19 protein-coding genes are annotated in these 22,517 nt (G+C 31.6%); 3 read left to right on the top strand and 16 right to left on the bottom strand.

The window, feature by feature from the left end; translation table 11 throughout:
* Positions 1-2 precede the first annotated feature (2 nt).
* From JE46_RS21940 to JE46_RS21890, 11 genes are all read right to left on the bottom strand, one after another.
* Entirely contained in the window at positions 3-1,166 is a 1,164-nt protein-coding gene (locus tag JE46_RS21940) for a tetratricopeptide repeat protein (protein WP_031457439.1), read from the bottom strand.
* Positions 1,167-1,497: 331 nt separating this feature from the next.
* Entirely contained in the window at positions 1,498-2,328 is an 831-nt protein-coding gene (locus JE46_RS21935) for a hypothetical protein (RefSeq protein WP_031457438.1), read from the bottom strand.
* A 211-nt stretch (positions 2,329-2,539) separates the two neighbouring features.
* Positions 2,540-3,679 (bottom strand): hypothetical protein, encoded by a 1,140-nt coding sequence (locus tag JE46_RS21930; RefSeq protein WP_031457437.1) that lies wholly within the window; start codon positions 3,677-3,679, stop codon positions 2,540-2,542.
* A gap of 162 nt (positions 3,680-3,841) precedes the next feature.
* On the bottom strand, positions 3,842-4,684 hold the full coding sequence (locus JE46_RS21925; protein ID WP_031457436.1) for a hypothetical protein: 843 nt from the start codon (positions 4,682-4,684) through the stop codon (positions 3,842-3,844).
* Between the two features lie 57 nt (positions 4,685-4,741).
* Positions 4,742-5,659 carry a hypothetical protein gene (locus JE46_RS21920; RefSeq protein WP_157505975.1) on the bottom strand — a complete coding sequence of 306 codons (918 nt, stop codon included), beginning with the start codon at positions 5,657-5,659 and terminating at the stop codon, positions 4,742-4,744.
* Between the two features lie 10 nt (positions 5,660-5,669).
* Complete coding sequence (locus JE46_RS21915) at positions 5,670-8,510, bottom strand: lysozyme family protein (RefSeq protein WP_031457434.1); 2,841 nt, start codon at positions 8,508-8,510, stop codon at positions 5,670-5,672.
* Between the two features lie 33 nt (positions 8,511-8,543).
* Positions 8,544-9,041, bottom strand: coding sequence for a DUF4280 domain-containing protein (locus tag JE46_RS21910; protein WP_031457433.1), 498 nt, complete (start codon positions 9,039-9,041; stop codon positions 8,544-8,546).
* Between the two features lie 48 nt (positions 9,042-9,089).
* A complete protein-coding gene (locus JE46_RS21905; RefSeq protein WP_031457432.1) occupies positions 9,090-10,166 on the bottom strand; it encodes a LysM peptidoglycan-binding domain-containing protein in 1,077 nt (358 codons plus the stop codon).
* Between the two features lie 24 nt (positions 10,167-10,190).
* A complete protein-coding gene (locus JE46_RS21900) occupies positions 10,191-11,141 on the bottom strand; it encodes a TssN family type VI secretion system protein (RefSeq protein WP_031457431.1) in 951 nt (316 codons plus the stop codon).
* 2 nt (positions 11,142-11,143) lie between these two features.
* Positions 11,144-12,070 carry a type VI secretion system baseplate subunit TssG gene (locus JE46_RS21895; RefSeq protein WP_031457430.1) on the bottom strand — a complete coding sequence of 309 codons (927 nt, stop codon included), beginning with the start codon at positions 12,068-12,070 and terminating at the stop codon, positions 11,144-11,146.
* Position 12,071: 1 nt separating this feature from the next.
* Positions 12,072-12,713: a C40 family peptidase gene (locus JE46_RS21890; RefSeq protein ID WP_031457429.1), complete on the bottom strand. Its 642-nt coding sequence runs from the start codon at positions 12,711-12,713 to the stop codon at positions 12,072-12,074.
* 299 nt (positions 12,714-13,012) lie between these two features.
* Between JE46_RS21890 and JE46_RS21885 the strand changes: the two genes are divergently transcribed.
* Both JE46_RS21885 and JE46_RS21880 read left to right on the top strand, forming a co-directional pair.
* Entirely contained in the window at positions 13,013-14,065 is a 1,053-nt protein-coding gene (locus tag JE46_RS21885) for a PKD domain-containing protein (RefSeq protein WP_031457428.1), read from the top strand.
* A 5-nt stretch (positions 14,066-14,070) separates the two neighbouring features.
* Entirely contained in the window at positions 14,071-16,524 is a 2,454-nt protein-coding gene (locus JE46_RS21880) for an AAA family ATPase (protein ID WP_031457427.1), read from the top strand.
* A gap of 231 nt (positions 16,525-16,755) precedes the next feature.
* Here the strand turns inward: JE46_RS21880 and JE46_RS21875 are convergent, their stop codons facing one another.
* Both JE46_RS21875 and JE46_RS21870 read right to left on the bottom strand, forming a co-directional pair.
* On the bottom strand, positions 16,756-18,357 hold the full coding sequence (locus JE46_RS21875; protein WP_031457426.1) for a Na+/H+ antiporter: 1,602 nt from the start codon (positions 18,355-18,357) through the stop codon (positions 16,756-16,758).
* Positions 18,358-18,481: 124 nt separating this feature from the next.
* Entirely contained in the window at positions 18,482-19,258 is a 777-nt protein-coding gene (locus tag JE46_RS21870; protein ID WP_031457425.1) for an XRE family transcriptional regulator, read from the bottom strand.
* A gap of 87 nt (positions 19,259-19,345) precedes the next feature.
* On the opposite strand from JE46_RS21870, the gene JE46_RS21865 reads away from it, so the two are divergent.
* Positions 19,346-19,969, top strand: coding sequence for an alpha-ketoglutarate-dependent dioxygenase AlkB family protein (locus JE46_RS21865; RefSeq protein WP_031457424.1), 624 nt, complete (start codon positions 19,346-19,348; stop codon positions 19,967-19,969).
* A gap of 13 nt (positions 19,970-19,982) precedes the next feature.
* On the opposite strand, the gene JE46_RS21860 is transcribed toward JE46_RS21865, so the two are convergent.
* From JE46_RS21860 to JE46_RS21850, 3 genes are read right to left on the bottom strand one after another with little or no spacing between them, the layout of a single operon-like run.
* Positions 19,983-20,273: a hypothetical protein gene (locus JE46_RS21860; RefSeq protein WP_051872979.1), complete on the bottom strand. Its 291-nt coding sequence runs from the start codon at positions 20,271-20,273 to the stop codon at positions 19,983-19,985.
* Between the two features lie 34 nt (positions 20,274-20,307).
* Entirely contained in the window at positions 20,308-21,660 is a 1,353-nt protein-coding gene (locus JE46_RS21855) for a S41 family peptidase (RefSeq protein ID WP_031457422.1), read from the bottom strand.
* A 51-nt stretch (positions 21,661-21,711) separates the two neighbouring features.
* A complete protein-coding gene (locus tag JE46_RS21850) occupies positions 21,712-22,500 on the bottom strand; it encodes a hypothetical protein (protein ID WP_236010779.1) in 789 nt (262 codons plus the stop codon).
* Positions 22,501-22,517: the final 17 nt, after the last annotated feature.

Below are 22,517 nucleotides of genomic sequence, written 5' to 3'. Positions count from 1 at the left end.
CTTTATTGTGCTATTTTATTTCTAACTCTGATAATGGCATTATCATAAACTGTATTTTCTTTTAATTCTTTGGCGAGTTTGTAGTAGTTTAAGGCTTCTTCAAAATCATTTTCGTTTTCAAAAATTTTAGCAATATTGTAATAAGCACTGGCTTTTGTAGTGTTTATTGAATTGCCCGATGCATACGTTATTGCTTTTCTGTTTGCGTAAATCGCTTCTGCCTTATACCCTTTTTTGATATACATAAGACCTAAATTTCCGTATGCCTGACCAAATGTTGGATAGTATTCTATCGCTTGCTTATAAAATTCCAAAGCCGCATCTACATCTTTATTTTGATAGGCCTGATCCCCATTTCTGTTTAACTGGAGTGCTCTTTTCTTATCTTCATTTGAAACATATACTTCTTCCTCTCTGTCATTATCAGCGTAATTGATTCCTATATCCTGGGTAGTTTTAGAAATAACATTGTTGATATCGACAATTTCTCCATTTTCATTTATTTTGAATAAATTCCAAACATTCCCTGTCTTATTTTTAGGAATGTAATAGGTCTTTACCAACGACTGCCCTACATATACAAAGACTTTTGCACCACTGGCTGACAATTTATTTGAGCTGAGATTATCCTTATTGCTGAAATCGTGAACAAAATAATGATAGGTCTCTCCAAACCTTTTGTTTTCAATTGTTATCGTTTCCGGACCGTAACTATCAGTATCGTCTACATCCAGATTAGAGGAAGATCCTATTTGATGCTGAAAAAAGATGTGATTCCCCGGAAAAGTTAAATGTGAATCTAAATCGTACGGATTTTTACCCCAGTTCAATACGATTCTCATTCCGTCTAAATTTTTCATATACGGACTCAACGCATACGTCATATCGTTGCATGGACATTTCACCACCAAACTCGAATAGTTGTCTTTTTTGATAATCAATAATGTGTTTGAATCATCCGGAAATCCACTATTAATTGTGGTTCTACCCTGATTATTTGTCAAACTCTTTGCTGATGATTCACCATTTCTCTGAATCATTACTTCTGCATTACTAATCACTTTATCTTTTTCGACTGCTGACAATACCTGTACAGATATATCTTGTGCGCCTACATTATTACTAAAAGCCAGAGCTAAAAAAGGGATTACTAATTTAAATTTCATTTATACTTTTTTATTAAAATTACTTGTGTTATTATATATGTTAATCGTATCATTTAAAGATTTTTTGGGTTAATTATTTTAATTAAACAAGTTTAAACTTAAAAAAAATAATTTATTCGCAAATTATCCTAATCATATTCAAAAAGCCTTATTCTTTTTTTATTTGATATCTTCTAAATTTGAAGAGATGTTTTTCCTTTCTCCCGCTACGCTTAATCTGAAATTTGTATGTCTGAATTTGACAACATCTTTTATTTTAGAATCTTTAACTGATTATCTCTTTTATTCTCTTTATAGCAAATTGGTAATATCTGGTATACTCAAAAGATTGTTAATTTTCTTCCTTTGTTAAATCGAGACTAGATTTTCCAGCAATTAATTTAACTATTTGTGAACCTTCTAATATGTATTTTCCTCTATTATTTATATTAGATATTTTTAAAGTATTTCCATTCTCCATTTTAAAAGTTACCGAATTTGTTGCTTTGTCAATTAGTTCTAATTTTGAATTTTCTTCTTTTAAACTATGCAATTCATATATTATAGAGTCTTTACTTATATTTATATAAACAGTAGCCCAACTTCTCGGATCATTATATTCTTCTTTAAATTGCAAAAAGGACCCTTTATATACTCCAAACCATTTATTTTCGATCGGTGACTCTGTATGCCCCAAATTTTCTTTTAAAGGTAATATGAAAGAATCGCCTATATTTAAATTTATATCATCGTATCCGCTACCTAATTTTAATATTAACCTATTATTTGTTTCTGATACATCGAAATTATATTTTAATTCTATTTCATTTTTATCAAGTTTCACATCAAAGCTTTTACTACCAATATATTTTATATTATCTATATTAAATTGATAAACATAAAAAGTATGTCCATATTCTAAAAAAGAATCTATAATTAAAATCATTTTTGATTCATTTTCAAAGAGAAAACTATTAATCCCTAACTCTGAGATGGATTCGGTAAGTAAATGATTAAAAGTTTTATTTTTATATTTAAATTCAATAACTGATTTGTTATTAGCAATTAAAAATTTATAAAATAAATTCTTTTCCTTATTCCCACAATTCGTGGGAGCAAATTGTTCACCATCGCAATTTATTGGTATTTGGGAATAAATATTACTAATCAATGTATCATTCATTGACTTTAGGTTAATTTTAGGTTGGTTAGATATTAAATCTAATTGCTTCTCTTTACAAGAGGAGAACAATAAAAAAATAAAATGTATTTAATATATTTCATAATGTAAATTTTTCATTTTATAAATTTTCCTCAGCTAACAAAAACATAATAATTCTTGCTAGCTGGGGCTTTTCTTTTCAATATGTCAAGGAGCTTAAATATATTTTTATTTATTTTTTTGGCTTTACTTGAATTAACTTAATTAGAAAATCATCTGTAACATCTTCAAAATTCACATTATGAAAATCCTTAACTCCCCAAGTTCTTTGAGGTATTATTCTGTCGTGATCAGCTTTATCAAAATAAGTTTGACTGTATTTGTAGAGTAATATATTTTTCCCAATTACTTTAAAGGTAAGGTAGGACGATATTTCAATATAATCTGAACAAATTTGGCTTTCTATTGTAAAATAGTTATTCTTAGAGACTATTGTACTAAATCCTTCTGCGGCACAATTAAAATTATTTTTACGTATTATCGAATTATTATTACACCAGGTTTGATAAGTTTTATCAGGCAACCCCTTTTTTATTTCCATTGGAAGTCCAAAATGAATTCTCTCAAACTCTCCTTTCTCTTCGTCATTTGTATAAAGTATAATTTTATCTTTTATTCCGTCTTGATCCAAATCATAATCATATGAATATGCAATTTTTCTATTCTCATTTAATTTCAAAACTTTATCAAAAGAAAATAATTCTGGAAACTGTTTATAAAAAAAATCCCGTTTCCCAATAAATGGACTATTTGTTTTTACTTTACTTAAGAATTTCCATTTTTTTTCAGATAGATCATATAAATAAAAATAGACTTCAGTATTATTTTTAAAAAATATTGCATCTTCAGATTCTCCATTTGATATATCTAAATACTTTTTAGGAATATAAACTGCAAAAATATTATATGAAGTTAAGTCTTTATTCACTAATTTTTCAATTACTGAACTCTGTTGAATTTCATCGATATTAGAACCATGAATATAGTTAAGCCAATAATTCTGTAATGAAATATCTTTTGGCACATAACTTATGGCAAACCACTGTACTTCTTTATTTTCATAATTACAATAATAGCGATATGGATGTTCAGCTATATCTTCATCTCCAAATGATATCATATATCCACTGAAATATTTTTGATCAAAAAAATTAACAGGTGGTTGTTCGCTATTTATATTTTCAATTTGTTTTTTATCCTCTTTTATAACGTGCTTCTTTTTATTTTTAACTTGTCCATTACAAGAAATGATAAAAAAGCAAGCTAATAATACTTTTACTATTTGCTTTATTCTACTATAATTTATCGCCATTATTGTCAAATTTTGTTTTCATATAATTCTCAGGAATAGTGAATTTTCATTTTATAAATTTCCCTCAGCTAACAAAACATAATATTTTTTTGCTAGCTGGGGCTTTTCTTTTCAATATGTCAAGGAACTTTCTTTATGTTAAAATCCTATTATTTTTTTATCTTAACGATGTGATTTTGAAATAAATTTCCCTTTATCGAATTTTTTTATCATATCTACAGGTCCTTCAGGAGAAAAATACCACTCACCATCTCTTAATCCGTTAATATAATTACCATTTTCAATTATAATCTGATCATAATCAAATGAATACTTTACCTCAACCCAATCACCATTTTTAAGATGATTATTTGTTTTTCCTTTAAGTCCATACTCAAAAAACACATTTCCCATCAATATTTTTTTATCCCCCCATTTTTTATCAACAATGGCAGAGTCAAAATAATCTAAAAACATCCCATCTTTCACCTGAAAATCTAAATTTTCGGATTGCCTAGGACTTTTAAACATAATTTGAACTCTATCGCCTGTAATTTGTGTAATTCTTGAATGATTTTCTTCGGATACTAGTTTTTCGTAAACTATCATACTATTATACTCATTATCTAGAGATTCATTAACCAATAGAATACTTTCATAATCACCATCTTCATAATCTATTTTTATATAATAAGATTTAAACTTCATGTGGTTGATTATAAATTTTTTATAATTATAAAACTGTAATAAAGTGTGATTTTTTGCAACGAAAATATCCCACATATATGGTCTAACTACTTCCCTCTCAAAGGTGTTTTTTAATGTGGCATTTAATTCTATTATTTTATTTTCGTCTTTAATTTTTTCCCCAATAGCAATTTTATCAATAGAATTTATAAAATAATTATCTTGAATGGTGTCTTCAACCTTTATTTCTTTATTGGATGAAATAGTTGAAGTTGAAACGGTCTCTGATTTGGAATTTTGAATCTGAATTAAAAAAAACAGGTATAAAAAATATTTCATGTTCTTTTTTTTAATTAATAATTAATTTCATTATGCTAGATTAAAAAACAAACCTGTTCATTCGTCAGATTTACATTTTACTAAAACTATATTGCTTCCATTTTTTTCATTAATTTCTTGTTGAAATTCACATTCGGTAAATTCTCTCTTTTTGGTTCTACTATTATAAAAACCATACCAATAAAAATATATTGTTTTATCATTTATCGGTTTAATTGTAGCTATCGGTTTATCATTAACAAAACTATTCCAATCCATTTTTGTTGCAAAACTCCCCAAATCTTCTGGCTTTTCTTTAAGTTTGTATGTGATTTCTTTTTGAGAATTATCACTTTTAATTTCAATCATATCAATATAAATTTGATTGAACATAATCTCTAAAAATGCACTACCCTCTTCAATTTGAATACTTCCATTTCCATTTTCACAATTAACTTTCCAAGTTCCTGTAATTTTTTTGTTGCTTTTGAAATTATCAATAACTGGACAATCATAACAAGATTCATCACATGGCAATTCTTTATGTATTGGAATAGTATTAGAAAAAATACTATCGATAAATATATCATTATTTATTTTCCAATATTTTTGATTTTTATCTAATGGAATTATTTTTATAAGACTATCCGCAGTATCTGGAACTTCAAGATTATATTTATAAATTAATTTATAATTAATTTGGTTTTCTAAAATTTCTTTGGACGTAATTTTAAACATAAAATGTTCCTGACCTAAATGATGAAAAATACTATCACCAAACATTATATATTTTTCAAAATTTGCTCCGCAAGGCTTAAATAATATTTTTCCAGAATCAGTTTCAGTAATTTTAAAAAATGTATGCCCCTCAACATCAATTTTGGAATATTCTTTTTTAATTTCACTTTTATTACCAATGCTTTTATTATCAATTTTATCCTTGCATGAAATTATAATAGATAATAACATTATGTTGAATATAACTTTTAATTTCATTTTGTTTAATTTAATAATTTCTTCTTATCTCTGTAACAGTATAATTATGAGTACCTCCAAAGCTCTTTCCTGATAATAATTTGTTATCTAATAAATATAATTTATTTTTTTCAGCTGTCCCCTCTTCTAATGCTTCAGATCCTACGTCAAAAAAACGATAATAAACCTGGCCTTTCTCACAACCTTTTCCAACAATTACAAAAAAATGTTCCGTGGCTTTATGTGAATTATACGTGCTCTTTCTTAAATTATCGTCAAGTCCTACCACTATTGGATTTCCTAGTTTTAACTGTGAATCCAGATAATCTAATCCTTTTTGGGTATCTTTTGCTATTAAAGAAGTATTCTCTTGAGTTGCCATAATAATTCTATTCTGAGGATAACCACTATTATTTTTCAAACCATATTTTGCAAGTATGTCAATACTTGCTTGCCAACATTCACTCGGCTTTTGGTGAATCCAATTTTCAGATTTTGCAATATCATAATGATTTTCATTACATACTGAGCAAATTTGTCCTTGTTTTTCACTTTCCCTACAACAATTATATCCAAGCTCTTGTAGAAATCCTTTTTTTAAATGAAGTGGGCTTTTGTCAGCCAATTCTTCTTTTAAAAATTTATTATAATGTTCTAAGCAATCAATAATTGGAGTTGCAGATTGTAATTCGCCATTTAATTTGTAATGACTATGTGTTTCGTCTTCAGGTAAACTTGCCCATATGAAACACCCATCTTCTTGAATTGCCTTTTGAATATCATTTTTTATAATCTTTTCTAATAAATTTGGTCGCTGCTTTTTTATAATTAAAAGGCAAATTTTATCTTGTGATTCAGCATTGTAGTTAGAAATATTATGTTTTTTTAAAATGTCAAAATCCTCAATATATTTACCTGTTTTCCTTTTATTTACAACTTCAAAGCCAGATATTTCCCACCATACATATCGCATGACTTGGTATGCCCCAGCAGCTGATGAATCTCCATCATATATTAGTTGAGGGTGCGTACTCAGATCCGTTATTTGATGATTATTATACGCTGTAGTATATGCTTTTTGAAAGTCATGAGCTATATATATAATTTCTTTTTTATTGTAATCATAAGATTTTATTAATTCTCCAGTCCCTTCACCAACTCTCAACATTCTCATAAAAGCTCTTACTCGCGCTTCACACTCACATTTCTTTCCAATCACAAAATACTCCCCATCTCTTTTCAAAAACTCCTTTTCGTGTTTTACAGTATCACCCTGGCATTCGGCTTTTAACCATAGACTTTCGGTTTGTGTTTTATAGGTATCGAAAGTAATAGGATCACCACCCTTGTAAGTTTTGTTTTCTAAAGCTTTTTCTACATCGTCTACAAAGGCTGTTTTTCCGGTTGCTATCTTGGTATTGCCTTGTTTTCCTTCTTTTGCATTTTTTAGTATTATTGCTGCAAATTGCTTTTTGTTTGTATCTGTAATAGTTGTTTCTTCACTTTTAAATGTATAGGTATAAGATTCTTCTTTTTTTCCTTTAAGCAGTTTTTCTTTCCATATTTTTAAATCTTCATCGGCTTTTGGGCGTAATTTCACTTTTACCTTTGCGATGCCGTTTTCAACAGTTGCTTTTAGTATGGTAAGTTCTTCTCCATTTTCTTTGGCTTCTAAAACAGTTACAGCTGCATCTGCATCTACCACAATGGCTTCTTTTTCTTTTATTGTAATTGAAACTTCTTTTCCATCTAATAAAAATGTTTTTGCAACAACATATACTTCCTCTTCCAGTGGGGCATTATTTATTTTTATATAGTTTGCTCCTAACTTGCACAAATTAAAAGAAACAGGATCCCCAATTGCATAAGGACCGGTTGTAAGTGCATTTTTAATATCATCAAGTTTGGCATATTTTTTATCTGCTTTTACTTCTGCATCTACTCTTTTTTTGATGATTGGAGCAATTACATCTTTGTTAATGCTAGAATATGGATTTTTAAATATATATGTATGCTGACCTGCAGTCTCTGCAGTTTCCAACGAAAATTCTTGTTTAGCAAAATAAGTAGCAAAAATACCTTCTGTTCTCACTACTTCCACTGCAGGGATTTCAGCCACTGTCAAAGGAGCTGTATTAGTTGGTGCTTCAAATACGGGTATTGTAATTATACTATTATTTTTTATTATTTTAAACGAAAGTATTTTGTCACTTCCACTTGCACTTTTAATATACTCATTTTCAATATTAATTACTTTTACATAAAAATGTTCTACAACTCCAGGCAACCCTGGAAATTTCCTATAAGATATAGTTTTGAACTTACCTTTGAAAATCCCATCAGTGCAATTTCCTTTTATAGTATCTATAAGTTTAGACTCTTTTTGACTATACAATTCTAATTTTAATGTGTCACCATTTAAACCCTCTGTTTCTAATGTAATAAATAAGTCCTGTCCATAATTTATTTCACTATTATCTGCTGTATTTTGTTTTTTACTCCAAGAGGCAGAAGTTATTTTTTTTTCGCATTTACCAAATACATATATCCCAGTGTTTCTTGGATCATGTTCACCAGATAAACTGGTTTCTAAGTAGTAGGCATACTTCCCACATAGTTTTTTAGGAAAGGTAAGGCCATAAGGTTCTCCTGTTGGTTTTCTTGTTTCTTTAAAACTTTTTATCTTATTATGATCCATCCACAGCCAGTTGATATTTCTTCTTTCTTCCTCAGTAGTTTCATTAAACCATTCGCCAACGACAAAAGAAGCCTCTTGATTTGGATTTACACAAATTACATCACCACTTTTATAATAATCACCAGATATAGAGCTGTTTGATAACTTCTTTATTTTTTTTACCCCTTTTGCCATTTCTATGTTTTTAGAAAATAATGAAATTACTTTTTAACTATATAATATCCCTTCGTCTGTATGCTCCCTTGCAAATAGATTTTCTATATCTACCATCGGGTTTATTTGCTTTTGGACTTCGGGTTTGGCATTCTTTACATTCTGTTTACCCATTTCTGCTTTTTGCCCGTGTTTGTCAACCGTGATACAATCAGCACCTCCAATAGGACAGGTGGCTTTGCTGTCTTCCAGTAATATTTTTCCTTTATTAGACAAGGTAACTTTTTCATAAAAGCTACTCCATTTGGTAATTACTGCCTGACATGGCAGGTAATCGCCGCTTCCGTTGGGCTGCATTTTACATTTACCAAAAGTATTTTTCTCTAATGTCTGTCCAATTTCTTTATCGGTTGCTATGAGTTTATTTGCTGCATCTTTGTCATTCGCATAATGCTTACTATGTGATTTTACCTTAAGCTTATCTAACTTAGGCTCTACACTAAACTTACATTTTACGGTCGCTCCCTGTACTACTACATGTTTTGCACTCATAACCTTACCTTATTTGGATGTCAAAAAATTACTCTCCTTAATTTTTAATTAGTTTGCCCTTTTTTCCATTTTCAAAAGCTCTATTTCAATCGTTGTTCTTATAGCTTCAACTTTATCAATATTGCATTCCAGATTCATTTTTTCTATAGTGTAAGCATCGGAATTTAGAAAGTAAACGGCATTATAATTCACTTTTAAATGAGCATGCCCATATAAAAAACCAAACCCCGAATCTGTATAATTTCCTTTTTGCTCTATTCTAATATAACCCGCGTCATCTAAATTGGGAGCCATTTTATGCTGTACTCTAAACACAGATTCTGTTTCTTTTTGTAACGGAAATGACAAATCTTTCTCAAATTCATAATCAGCTGTATACCCTACATGAATACCATTAAAAAAAGCCCTCAAAAAATAATCAGAACGAAGTGATCTCAATACTCTCTCTGAACTCTCAAGCGTACGTTCTACATGCTCTATATACTTTTCAACTACTTCACCTTCATAATAATCTAAAATTTCACTTTTAATCTTACCCCAACGGCCTTCAATTTCAGCATGGTTATAAATATCAACCCATTTACCAAATTCATCCACAACAATTTTTAACGGATATAAAACTTCTGCAGTTTTAGCTGCCAATCCGTCGATCATGGTATCGGGAATTTTACCGTTTATATAAATATCAGATCCTCTGTTAATTTCAAAAAGATGAAATTTATTTTTATCAGCAGCAATCCATTTTACATTGATCTGCATTTCTGTAACATCAATACCAGCTTCACTCTCATAAGTATATTTTACTTTATAACTTTGATCGACTTGTTCCGGCGTAAAGGGTAATCTGTAATTTTTACCTAAACTTACTTCCCTAGGTTTTTCATCAATTATATCATTTTTAGAAGCTTCACTTTTTTCCGGAGCCAAAATCAAAAACTCTAAATGCCTTTTAAAATCTGCTTCGATTAGATCAGGAATCTCACAATACATATTATGATAGCGTCTGAGTTCACTTGCAGCAATACCAAGTTCAAGGGAAACACTCTCCAGGGTATCTCCTTTTTTAACTTTATAAGTGCGGTGCCTGCCGTGAAATGAAACTTCTGCTTCTTCTATATAATACATTTGTTCAGATACATCTAAATTTTATCAATTCATTCCTGCATTTGCACCATATACAAATTCCGGATCTTCTGTTTTATCTTTTTTGGTTATTTCAACCTTTTTTTCTTTTTGCCTTTTACAGATAATAACCGAGTTCTCTGTAATACCATTCATTCCTAATGTATATTTAGCATCTACGTATCGGGCTGCCTGATACCATTTTGGCTGAAGGAAAAATACCCAGTTGCAATTTTCTCCTTTATATTTTAATTGTATCTTACTCTCGGCATTGTGTTTATTGTAGCCAGTAACGGTATGGTAAAACAAAGCACCAAAATCAATTCTTACCGGGCCTTTTGATCTAAGGGAAGTGTAGGTTTCACTATCAGCATCTTTTTGAATCAATAAAGTAATCAGTAAAAGGTCTTTCATTTCTACATTCTCTATAACCGGAAAAGGGTTTTCTCTTTCCGGAATTTTCCATGTAACGTATTCTTTTGGAGGTATCTGCAGCATATAATTAAACACTGCGTAAACTCCTGTAGGGACTATAAAAACCAGAAAGTGCGAGCACATTAAAAAAGTAAGTCCAATACCACTTAATGCCGTATAAATAATGATGAACAATACACTTGAATAAAGCATTATCAAACATGCAAACAGCAATTCATTAGCAACCAGCTTTTGATTAAATTCATTAAAATAAATGCGGTACAGGTAAACATGCAGCGTTCCGAATAGTAAGGAAGCGATCTGATAGAAAAGAAACTCATCAGATATTTCAGTAAATAATTTGTTGTAGCCTAAAAACCCAACCAGCGCATAAATAAGTACAGCTGAGAAAATATAGATATAAAATTTCTTTTTATATTTTACTGCAAATTCTTTTACTTTATCACTAAAAACCATTGTAAGTAAAACACTTACGGCTATAATTACAACCAAAAATACAATGAGCCTAACGTCAATAAGTGCTCCTAAATGCTTTTTTACCATTTCTAAAGTCGTGTTGTATAGCCCAACACAGGCTCATTATTAAAATTAAACTTTTCTATTTCGTTATTTATCAATAAGACTATTTTGACCTCAACTTCCATCGGAAAAAAATGTTCGCAAAAACAATCTATAAACTTTTTTATATCTCCTTCGTTAATATAATTATGAAAAGGCTGATTAACTATCGGCCCTATTTCTATGGTTACATTCATAGAATAATCCGTATAATTTTTTCCGCTGATAAAATCGACTCCTAATCTGTTTTCGCCTAATACAATCTGCTCTTTTTCTTCACTAAGTTCTTTTGATGTTGTCGTTTCAAAACTTACTTTTTCATCTATAATAGTTGATAAACACTTACATGCCAAATCAATATTTCCAACAATTTTGTATGCATAAGGCAAAAGCCGAATGAATTTTGAGACTAACACCGCCGGATAAATATGAGGCAGACCCCAAAAATCATAGAAAAACTCTAACGACTTACCTGAATTGAGTTTGTATAAAAAATCTCTTTCAACACCTTCTATTTTAGTTTTGTAATGAAAAATTTCATTCTCAAAAGGGCTAAAAAAATTACGCGCTTCTGCTTCCTGTTTTTTCTGGTGTTTATGCTCTCTGATCATCTGCTGAACAGATTTATCAGCATTGTTCTCTTTTAAACTGTGTATATATCCTTCAGGCAGCGTATCATAAATACTGTCTCTCGACAAGAGTATATTAAGATATTCACGTTTATCGTAATTATCATCCTTAATACCTGCTCCTAAAATATCACTTCTGAAAGCCCGTGAAAACTGCCCCTGATTAGAAATCATAATTTCATCCTGAGCAACAGAGGTATTCTCCAGAAGCTCATTAGCAATTACCTCGGCTCTTATGTCGTCTGAAATATTCGCTATTTCCTGAACCAGATCTTCAAGACTCATATTATTTTTTCTTTGTGTCCTCATTGATTCTTCCTGCTCCTATGTAGCGTAACTGAAAATATTCGTCATTAAAATTATAAATGGCCAATCCTTTGTTGGTACAGGCCAGAATTCTGTCGTTATGCAGGTATATCCCAACATCAGAAATAGGATGATCCTTATCGTATCTGAAAAAAATCAGATCTCCTTCTGCCAAAAAATTTCTTCCCGTAAAAATCTGTATTGATTTTGATTTCCACATTCCGGCAGGATCCTTAGGGAGTGTAACTTTATAAACTTCACTATACAATGACTGAACAAAATAAGAACAGTCAATCCCTTTATCCGAAAAGCTTTTTTCTTTATAAGGCGTATTGACCCAGGGATCCAGGTATGAATATAATTTGTAATTTGTAATCTTGTTTGGCACTACTCCCAGCACTATCGAATATTTTTCTTTTAGAGCCAAAACAGCATCGCTCAAATTTTCTGAATTATCATTTACAACTGTTTTATTGCTCAAACCTGATTCTTCCATTTTAGCCTGCTTTTTCAATGCTTCCAAAGAATAATCATATTTAAAAGGAACCTGAGAAATATATTTCTTACTACCACAGCCTATGCCTAACAGCATTATGAGTACTAATACAATTGTTTTATTCATAAAAAAATACTTATTGTTTTGCCATTCTTAATTTATGGCAATGATGAAATCATCTTAAACCTATTAATCTTTTGGATCAAAAACTGACTGTAGTGGTATTATCAGCTATTATGTTTTTTATTCATGAAATTATACTTCACAAACATTGAGGTCGCAAACGTAAGAAATTATTCTGTAAGAATTGTTATGAAATTTATAAAAATTATACTAATTATTTTTACAATTATAAAATAATAAAAACTATTTTTGCCAGCGTGTTTATAGAAAATATCTTACTTAATATTAGCCTTTAGAAAAACATGAATAAAAAAAATATCGATATCAGGGTTATATTTTTCTTTGTAATCCTACTATTAATTGGAATTATTGCTTTTTTAATTCAACTTTTTAATCATGTTGATTGCGAAGATGTACGATTTTATGTTTTAACAGAAAACTCAAGAACCGAAGAATCTATAGAGTTTTTTGATAAGACGCCAAATGCAAAATCATGGAAATGGGATTTTGGAGACGGTTCAGAACCGGATTTAAGAAAACATACCTTTCACGTTTATAAAAATCCCGGAAAATATTTAATAACCCTGACGATAAACGGAGAATGCATCCATAACAAAGAGATCGTACTTACAGACAAATATCAAATTGATAAAATAGGAACTCCTAAAATAATTACCTCAAAAATAATTACAGTTGGTCAGCCTACTTATTTTAATTCTGTTTCTGAAGATGCTAAAACCTGGGAATGGGCTTTTGGAGAGAACAAAGGGATTGATGACACATCTGCTAATCCGGTTTATACATTTTCAACACCTGGTGAAAAAACAGTTACACTTGTCGTAAACGGAAACTTTGGCTTAGTGGCCAAGAAGATTATTTATGTACATCCCAAAGTAATAAAAAAAACAAATCCTCTTGATATAACTTCTTATGAGTACGAAAAGAAAGCAGAAGCCTTTTCACTCCCAAGAGGTGCCGCAAAAAAAGATCCTCTTGAAGATATGTTACAATATGTTCCTGTAGCTCCTAAAACTAAAACACAAAAAGACAGCATTATACCAATAAAAAAAGCACCCAAAATTTCTGAAGACCAATTTGAAATTTTGCTTAACAAAGTAGCTGAAGGAAGCAAGGTAAAAGATGATTTTTCTGAGTATTTATGTGATGATTTAGATATCCCAATTGTAAAAAATGACAGTGATTTATTGACTTTCTCTCAACTATGCGCTGCCATTAAAGGAAAGAAAATAAGGATCGAATCAATCCGTCTTAACAAAGACAAACAAAACAATTGCATCAAAGGATTAAACATTAGTTATAAAGTAAAAAAATACCTGATCTGGTCTAAAGATTAATAAGGATGGAAGAAAAAAATATTTTCAGTACAGAATTACTCAGTGCACTTGAAATTGCTAAAAAAATTGCCAAAAACAATTCCAATAAGTTTTACTCTGCATCACATTTGCTAAAAGCCATCCTTAACAGGGATTTATCTCTATTAAAACGTCTTGAGGCTATGGGCAAGGATGTTTACTATCTTGACGAATGGTCTGAAGTTCGCATGGAGGATGAGCCAAAAACTACAAATATTTCAGATGCGGAGCCAGGTGATCTGATTGATGAAATTATAAAAGAAGCAGAATCGGTTCGTATAATTTTAAATGAAGACGAAATTAGTCTTTATGCCATATTAGTGGCTTTGAGCTCTCCCGGAGTAGGTTTTAACTTCGACCAAATGAAGACCTATCCTATTTCCCGAAACGAATTATTAGAAAATCTTGCAATCGCCGAGCCTAACGTTAACATTCCTCATCAAGAAGTAAAAAAAGGTTTTTTAAGTAAATATTGCATCCATAAAAATTCTGAAAAAAAGAAAAAAAGAATTCTGGCGATTGGCCGCGAAACAGAGTTAAATACGATGAAGGAAATTCTTTGCCGATTTTCTAAACCCAATGTATTATTAATTGGCGACAGAGGGATCGGTAAATCAATATTGATCGATACGCTTGTTCAAAATGTAATTGCGAATCAGGTTCCTGAAGTATTAAATAAAGTGCAGCTTTTTGAACTGGATTTATCTACTCTGATAGCCGGTGCATCCTACAAAGGCGAAATCGAAGACCGATTAAAAAATTGTATTCAGGAATTAAAACAATTTCCTAAAGCAATATTAATTATCGAAGAAATTCATACCCTATTAGATAAAAACGGAGGAGATTCAGGTGTATCCAACGTATTGAAAGGTGAATTAGCAAAAGGATTAAACATCATTGCTACTTCTACAATCGATGAATATTCCAAAAGAATCGAAAAAGAACAGGGACTTTCCGGAATGTTTGAAATTGTAAAATTAGAAGAATCGAATGATGAAACGTTGTTCCGAATGATTCGGGAATCGATAAAACCGTATCAGGAACATCATAAAATACAAATTGATAATAAAACCATTACAGAATCAATACGATTATCAAGAAGGTATTTAAAAGAGAAAAGCCTACCCGAATCTGCTATTAATCTTATTGATCATACCATGTCAGTTTTAAAGACATCGGGAGAAACTTATTTAAAGGAAAAGCAGTCTCTTTTGGATAAATTATCGCTTTTAAAACAAAATGATAATGATTTGCCTGAAGATCAATTATTGAAAGAATGCCATTGGTTCCTTTCTGATTTAATCAGTAAAACGACATTTTTAATGATTGCAGATGATGAAAATGAGCCAAAAGCTTTTGAAACTTCTGAAGCTATCATTAAACATATTGAAAACCTTATCCATACTCTTGAAGAAAGAGCACTGGACAAACGTATTCATATTGAGGCTTTTGATTTATCTCTTATAATTGCTCAAAAAACAGGTATTCCTGCGGGGAAATTAAATGAAGAAGAAAAACAAAAACTAAATAATATTGAAGATGTTTTAAACCGCAGAGTAATTGGGCAGGATCATTGTATTGCAACAGTAGCAGGATCAATTTTAGAATCAAGATCCGGATTGAGCAAAGCGGGACAACCTATTGCATCCTTCTTTTTTTTAGGACCAACAGGAACGGGAAAAACAGAGTTAGCCAAAAGTCTGGCGGAGTTTCTTTTTCAGGATGAAAATGCCATTATACGTTTTGATATGTCTGAATTTAAAGAAGAACATTCGGCAGCATTGCTTTACGGAGCTCCTCCGGGATATGTAGGCTATGAAGAAGGTGGATTGCTGGTGAATAAAATAAGACAAAAACCGTATTCTATTGTATTATTTGATGAAATTGAAAAAGCACATGCCTCCGTTTATGATGTATTCCTTCAAATTATGGACGAAGGAAAATTACATGACCGACTTGGAAAAGAAGGAGATTTCTCTAATGCTATTATTCTTTTTACCTCAAATATTGGGTCAGATCATATTGTAGAAACGTTCAATAATGGTCAAATTCCGGGTTCATCTTCACTAATGGAAATCATGGCTAATTATTTCAGACCGGAATTTTTAGGCCGATTGACAGAAATTGTACCTTTTGCGCCTATCAGCAAAGAAAATGCTTTAAAAATATTTGAAATCCATCTTAAAAAAGAGTTTTCAGATTTACTCAAAAATATGAAAATCGAAGTTGAAATCCCGATGGAAACTAAACTTTATCTTGCCGAAAACGGATATAATGCAAAATATGGTGCAAGACCCATAAAAAGCATCATCAGAAGTCATTTACGAAGACCACTGGCCAAGAAAATAATTTCCGGAGAAGTGAAAGATGGCGATAAAATGATTGTTGTTTTAGAAAATGATGAAGTCAAATGGATTAAGGAATATGCTGTAACATTATAATAACCCAAAGCATGATTTATAAAAAGTCATGCTTTTTCTTTTTTTTATTGATTCCATGTTTAATCTATCTATTGTATTATTTAGGCAGACAATATTTTAATCTATTATAACAGAACGAACCCTATGAGTAGTAACTAAAATGAAAAGATTTTAAAGACAAAGAGCTTCGGTTCCTCACAATCATACCAGCTTTTTAATTATTTCAAAGAATTAAATTATAATAGCCAGTAGCTACTCCTCATACATTTCCATCCACAACCTGGTTTCTTCCAGATCCAGTTCTTTTTCCATCTTACGGAAAATTTCCTCATTTACAGAACCTGCTTTATGCATCAACTCCAATTTGTTACGCTCTACATTTAACAGATCGATTTGAAGTTTGGTAAAATCATTGAAGATCTCTCCTCCTATCAGATTTCCTTTTCCAAAGAAGTTGGCCGGAAGTTCTGTTTTCTGGAGGCGATTGAATTTTACTTCATATTTACTTTTAATATTGTGCAGCAAGTCATCGTTGAGTAACGAGAAATTATCTTCGATGTGCGTAATAGTCTGGGAAACGATACTATTTCGAACCTCATATTCTTCTGCAATTATGGAATAACGTTCTATTTTTAATTTCTTAATCAGCCAGGGCAAACTAAATCCCTGAATGACCAAGGTCGAAAGTATCACACAAAATACAAGATAAATAATAAGATTTCGCAAAGGGAATTCCTCTGTTTCGTTCATCATTAGCGGAAGCGCCAGTGCAGCTGCCATGGATACTACACCTCGCATTCCGGACCAGCCAAAAATAATCATGTTTCGGTAATCGAATTCTTCTCTCAGACGAATCTTTTTACTGATGAGTCTTGGAAGTAAGGTGGCAGGAATTACCCATAAAAAACGAACCAAAATCACGGCAACACTTACTGAAGTTCCCCAAATAAACAAAGACCAGCCAGAATAGTCGCCAATACCCGAAATAATTTGCCGTAACTGCAATCCGATTAAGATAAAGATTAACCCATTTAGAATGTTGGTTAAAACACTCCAGATTGTTCCGGTCATGATTCGGCTTTCGTGTGTAAAAATCGTTCCTGATCTTGCCGACAGAAAAAGTCCTGTTGTTACTACGGCCAAAACTCCCGAAGCCTCAAAATGTTCTGCAATTAGATAAGAAGCAAAAGGCGTCAATAAAGTTAAAGTGGCTTCGATAACCTCATCACAGACAAACCTTTTATGAATAAAACTCATTATATAACCAACAGCTAATCCAATCGCGATTCCTAAAACCGACATTACAACAAAATTTAATCCTGCCTCCCAAAGCACAAAATTTCCGGCTGTAATTGCTGTCAGAGCATATTTATATGCTACCAGACCACTGGCATCATTTACCAGACTCTCTCCTTCGAGAATTGCAATCAATCTGGGGTGCAACCCCAAGCCTTTTGTTATTGAAGTTGCTGATACAGCATCCGGAGGTGAAACAATCGCTCCTAAAAGAAAAGCCAGGGGCCAGGAGATGTCATCGATTAACATATGTGCGACAACTGCAACTGCAACAGTCGTAAAAAAGACTAACCCTACGGCAGCCAAAGTTATAGGCCGAATGGTTTGTTTAAAATCAGACCAACTGGTATACCATGCGGCATGATATAAAAGTGGCGGAAGAAAAATAATAAAAACGATTTCGGGACTTAGGGCAATTACAGGAAGACCCGGGATAATACTGATAATAACTCCGCATAGCACAAGTATTACCGGAACAGGAAAATTATATCTTTTGCTTATTAGACTCAGGAATGCAACGCCAAATAATAACATGATAATTACGGTAATATTTTCCATTTATAACTGTTTTTGTGATACTATTCAAGAGTGCGAATATAATGTTTTAACCATTAGAATTTAGTCCTAAAGGTTCATTAAACAGATCAGAGATATTAGAGCGTATATGTCCCCAATCTTCCGATTAACACTCATTTGAATTATTTTTTTTCAATTCGATTACTTCTCTTTTTACTTCCAGAAGTAATTCTTTCATGCTCTCTATTTCGCTTAATTCCTGCTTTTTATCTGTACGGCCGATACTGCAACTGTATTCCCAAATTTCGATAATATCAGAAACTTTTACCTCATATTGAGGATAAAAGCTGTTATCGGATTCTAAGACCAAGGCATTTTTTTTATTTTTGTTCAGGCGCTTGTATACCATTCCTTCATTTTTAGTAATCAGTATGTACGTTTTGCCGTCCTGTACTTCTCCTAACCTTTCTACATAACGGCCAATAATTATACTTCCGTCTTCATGAGGGGGCATTGAGTCTCCTTCTACAGGAAACCCTCTGTGTTTTCCAGGCCCCAAAAATGGCAATGAGATTTGCTGCAGATTTTCGATGTATTCCGGATCTGCATAACCATTTAAATACCCTGCTTTTACTTTTTGAGTCACTACTTCAATGAAATTTTCTCCTTGCAGGTCTACCTGTATAGGCAGGACTAATCTGTTGTCTTCCAGCTTTAATAAATCATCTACGCTAATTTTACGTATATCGACCGAAAGTAATAAGTCGATACTGATATGATAATGCTGTGCTATCTTTTTTAAAATTTCATAAGGCGCCTCTGAGGTTCCATCTTCGTATTTAACATACCTGCCTCTGGTTATCCCTAAATTCTCTGCCAGTTTTTCCTGTGAAATTTTTTGCTTTACCCGTAAGGTTCTAATATTATCTGAAAATAGCGACATAATTAATTATGTTATAATTTATAACAACAAATATATTAAAAATTGTTATTATCTGAACTAATTTTGTTTCTCTCAAAAACAAAGAAAATGAGACTATTTAATGATACTGAATTATTTTCGACCGGTACAGGAGGGAAAAAGGTATTTGACGTTCCTGATGCTGACTTACTGTTAATCGACAATTTTTTCCCGAAACAAGAATCAGATTACTATTATGATAAACTACTGAACGAAACCCAATGGCATGAATATGATATGCCGATGTACGATAAAATAGTTACCGCCCCCCGAATGGTTTCATGGTACAGAGATGATGATTTAGACGAATACCACCCCAATCCATACTGGCCATTAGAACTACAAACCATTCGTCAGCGTGTTGAAAATGAAACTCAAATACAATTTAATGCCGTATTACTTAATCTATACAGAAATGGGAAAGACGGAGTTGGATGGCATAGTGACAAAACTGTAAGCAGTAATAAAAACATGAATATTGCCTCGGTCACTTTTGGGGAAACCAGAATGTTCAGACTTCGTCATAAATTCAGAAAGGAAATCCCACAATTAGAGATTCCTCTTCATCATGGCTCTTTTTTACTTATGGCCGGAAATACAAACAGTTTCTGGCAGCATCAGGTCCCTAAAACTGCAAGAGAGGTACTGCCGAGAATTAACCTTACTTTTAGGAAGATCAACAGGAAGGGGTGATTTATTTTAAAGGTCATAATACAATACCATTGTCACTTTTGCACTGCTGTATTAATTTTCGAATACTTCTGCTAATCATACTGCGTACAGATTTTTTTTTGATCTCATAATCTCTGGTACATTTTTCCAATTCGGCAAATAATACCTGAAATCTATCATATAATGCATCCAGTTCTTTCATTGCTTTTCGCGTTTCTGCATCTTCTTCCTGTTCAATCTTTTCGGCTGCCATTTTTGACATATATTCAAATTTGTGAAATGCTGCCAATAAAATTCGATGCTCTTTTGAGTTTATTCCCTGCATAACATATATTCTGATATTCTAAAAAAAATATTTTTTATGGAGTAACTAATAACGGATCGACATCCGTGTAATTTTTAGATAACGGTAACGATTTTGAGACCGTATTTTTTACTTTTTCAGTATTTTCTGACATTGTATTTATTGCTGTTTTTAATAAAACTTCAGAATGATTTCCCAAGGGAAAAATTTCAGGATTCTGAAGTTCATCTCTATTAACTAAAGGATTTATACCTTTAGAATAATCCCCTTCATGTCTTGAATTGAATAATTTATAGATAGAAGGATATAAAATCCAGCCTCTTTTACCTAATAGTCTGTCATCTTCAATAGGAAACCCCGCCACATCTTTGCCAACTGTCTTCTCTCCTATTGTGATTACCTCCATAAAAGGTTTTAGGTTATTGATAATAATTTCTGAGGCAGATGCAGTTCGTTTACTGCATAAAACATATAATTTCTGAATATTTGGGTGTACATTTCTAAGAGCATCAAAACTTACACTGGATTCATTACTTTCCAAAGACTGTTGAAAAGACTGTTTTACTATACCGCCATTTTCATTACCTTCAAACTGAATAAAAAGATCACCCGATTTTATATTTGGAGCCAAAATTATACTTAATGCCGTAGCAGAAGAAATATCTCCTCCTCCATTGTAACGTAAATCTAAAACCAGTTCTTTTATTTGCTGATTTTTTAATTCCTGAAAAATCTGACTAAAAAGGTTTGCCTGACCCACATCAAAATGTGGAATTTCTACGTAGCCAATCTTAATTTTATTCTCTGTAATTACCTGATGAAAAACAGGCTGAGAAAAAGAAAAACCCTGTAATAAAGAAACTTGTTTTGCTTTAGAAAAACCGGATTGAGCTGAATATGAAACAATTTGTAAATTTAGTTGCCCTGCTCCTCTCATACTTTTGTAAATATTGTCGTAATTACTTAAATTCAATTCTACATCATCAACCTTAGTTATCAACTGACCTCTAAATAATCCGTTATTTTTGGCTGGAGAATCATATAATGTATATAAAATTACCCCATAAACCCTGCCTTCATATTGCATAAACGAAACATCGAATCCAAATTTCTGTCTTAAACTTTGTGGTACAGTTTCTGGCAGTTCCGGGTGTAAAGCATATGAATACACATCATCAGTCTTTAAAAGCTTTTGAAAATATTCTTTTGGACCTAATGATAAATTGGTTAAAACAGGCAAATCTTCATTCCAGTAATAATATTTTTTCATTTGTTCGTGAATCCAAATATTTGTGTATTGATTACTTCCCTTTTCGTATGAAACTGGGCTATCATCACTCTGGCAGGAAAGAATGGAAAGGATCAGGAAAAGAAAAGCAAGTATTCGAATATGAGATGAGTATTTCATTTTAAAGTGTTGTTACAAAGCAATATCCGATTCAGTAAATCCGGTCGCTAATTAAAAACTAAAATAGTCCGCTAAATTAATCACCCCTTCTACACCGGAGAATGCACCGTCTACATCTTGCTTCTCTTCTAGAACAATATATTTGGATTTATTATTTGTCATAGTCAGCGATACAATCACTTTTTTGCCAGGGATGTAAGATTCTGTGGTACCATGCTTAACGAGCTCCATTTTTATACCTGTAGGAGTGCTATATGGGAATTCAATAAATGTGCTTGGGCTATTTTTATTGATATTCTCTACAATACCTAATAACTGTCCATTGTTTTTTGTGATCATACCATCCAGGAAACCTGTATAACCACTGGCAGAATATTTATTAATGGATGGAAAAACAAATTTAAATCCTGTATAACCTGACTGGCTTAAAGTACCCGGTTTTATATTTGAAATACCATCTAACCATACATCATCCTTGGCATAGAAATACAGAGAACTGCTTGGTTCCTCTGTCGTAAATTGATAGGTTGCTATTATCTGTTTTGTTTTTTTATTAGTAATTACAAACTTTTTTATTTCGTTTTCGTAAAAAACAAACTCATAATCTTTTTCTATTTTTTTTACAAAAGCGGTATTATTTTTTTCTTTACCAATTTCAACAAACTTACCATTTACGGCAATCTGAATAGAATCGTTTAATGCGTTATATCCGTGTATAGAAACTTTACCAGGCTCTTGTGTTCTTTGGTCATAATAAGGAGTCAGTTCGTCATTTGCACAGGCTCCTAAAACCGCCAGTATAAGGGGAAAGAAAAATACTCTTGCAATGCTATATTTCATATCATGAATTTTAATTA

The organism is Flavobacterium chungangense LMG 26729, assembly GCF_000735715.2.
Lineage (GTDB): Bacteria > Bacteroidota > Bacteroidia > Flavobacteriales > Flavobacteriaceae > Flavobacterium > Flavobacterium chungangense.
The sequence above is the reverse complement of the archived record's forward strand: the minus strand, read 5'-3'. Positions and strand labels throughout refer to the sequence as shown.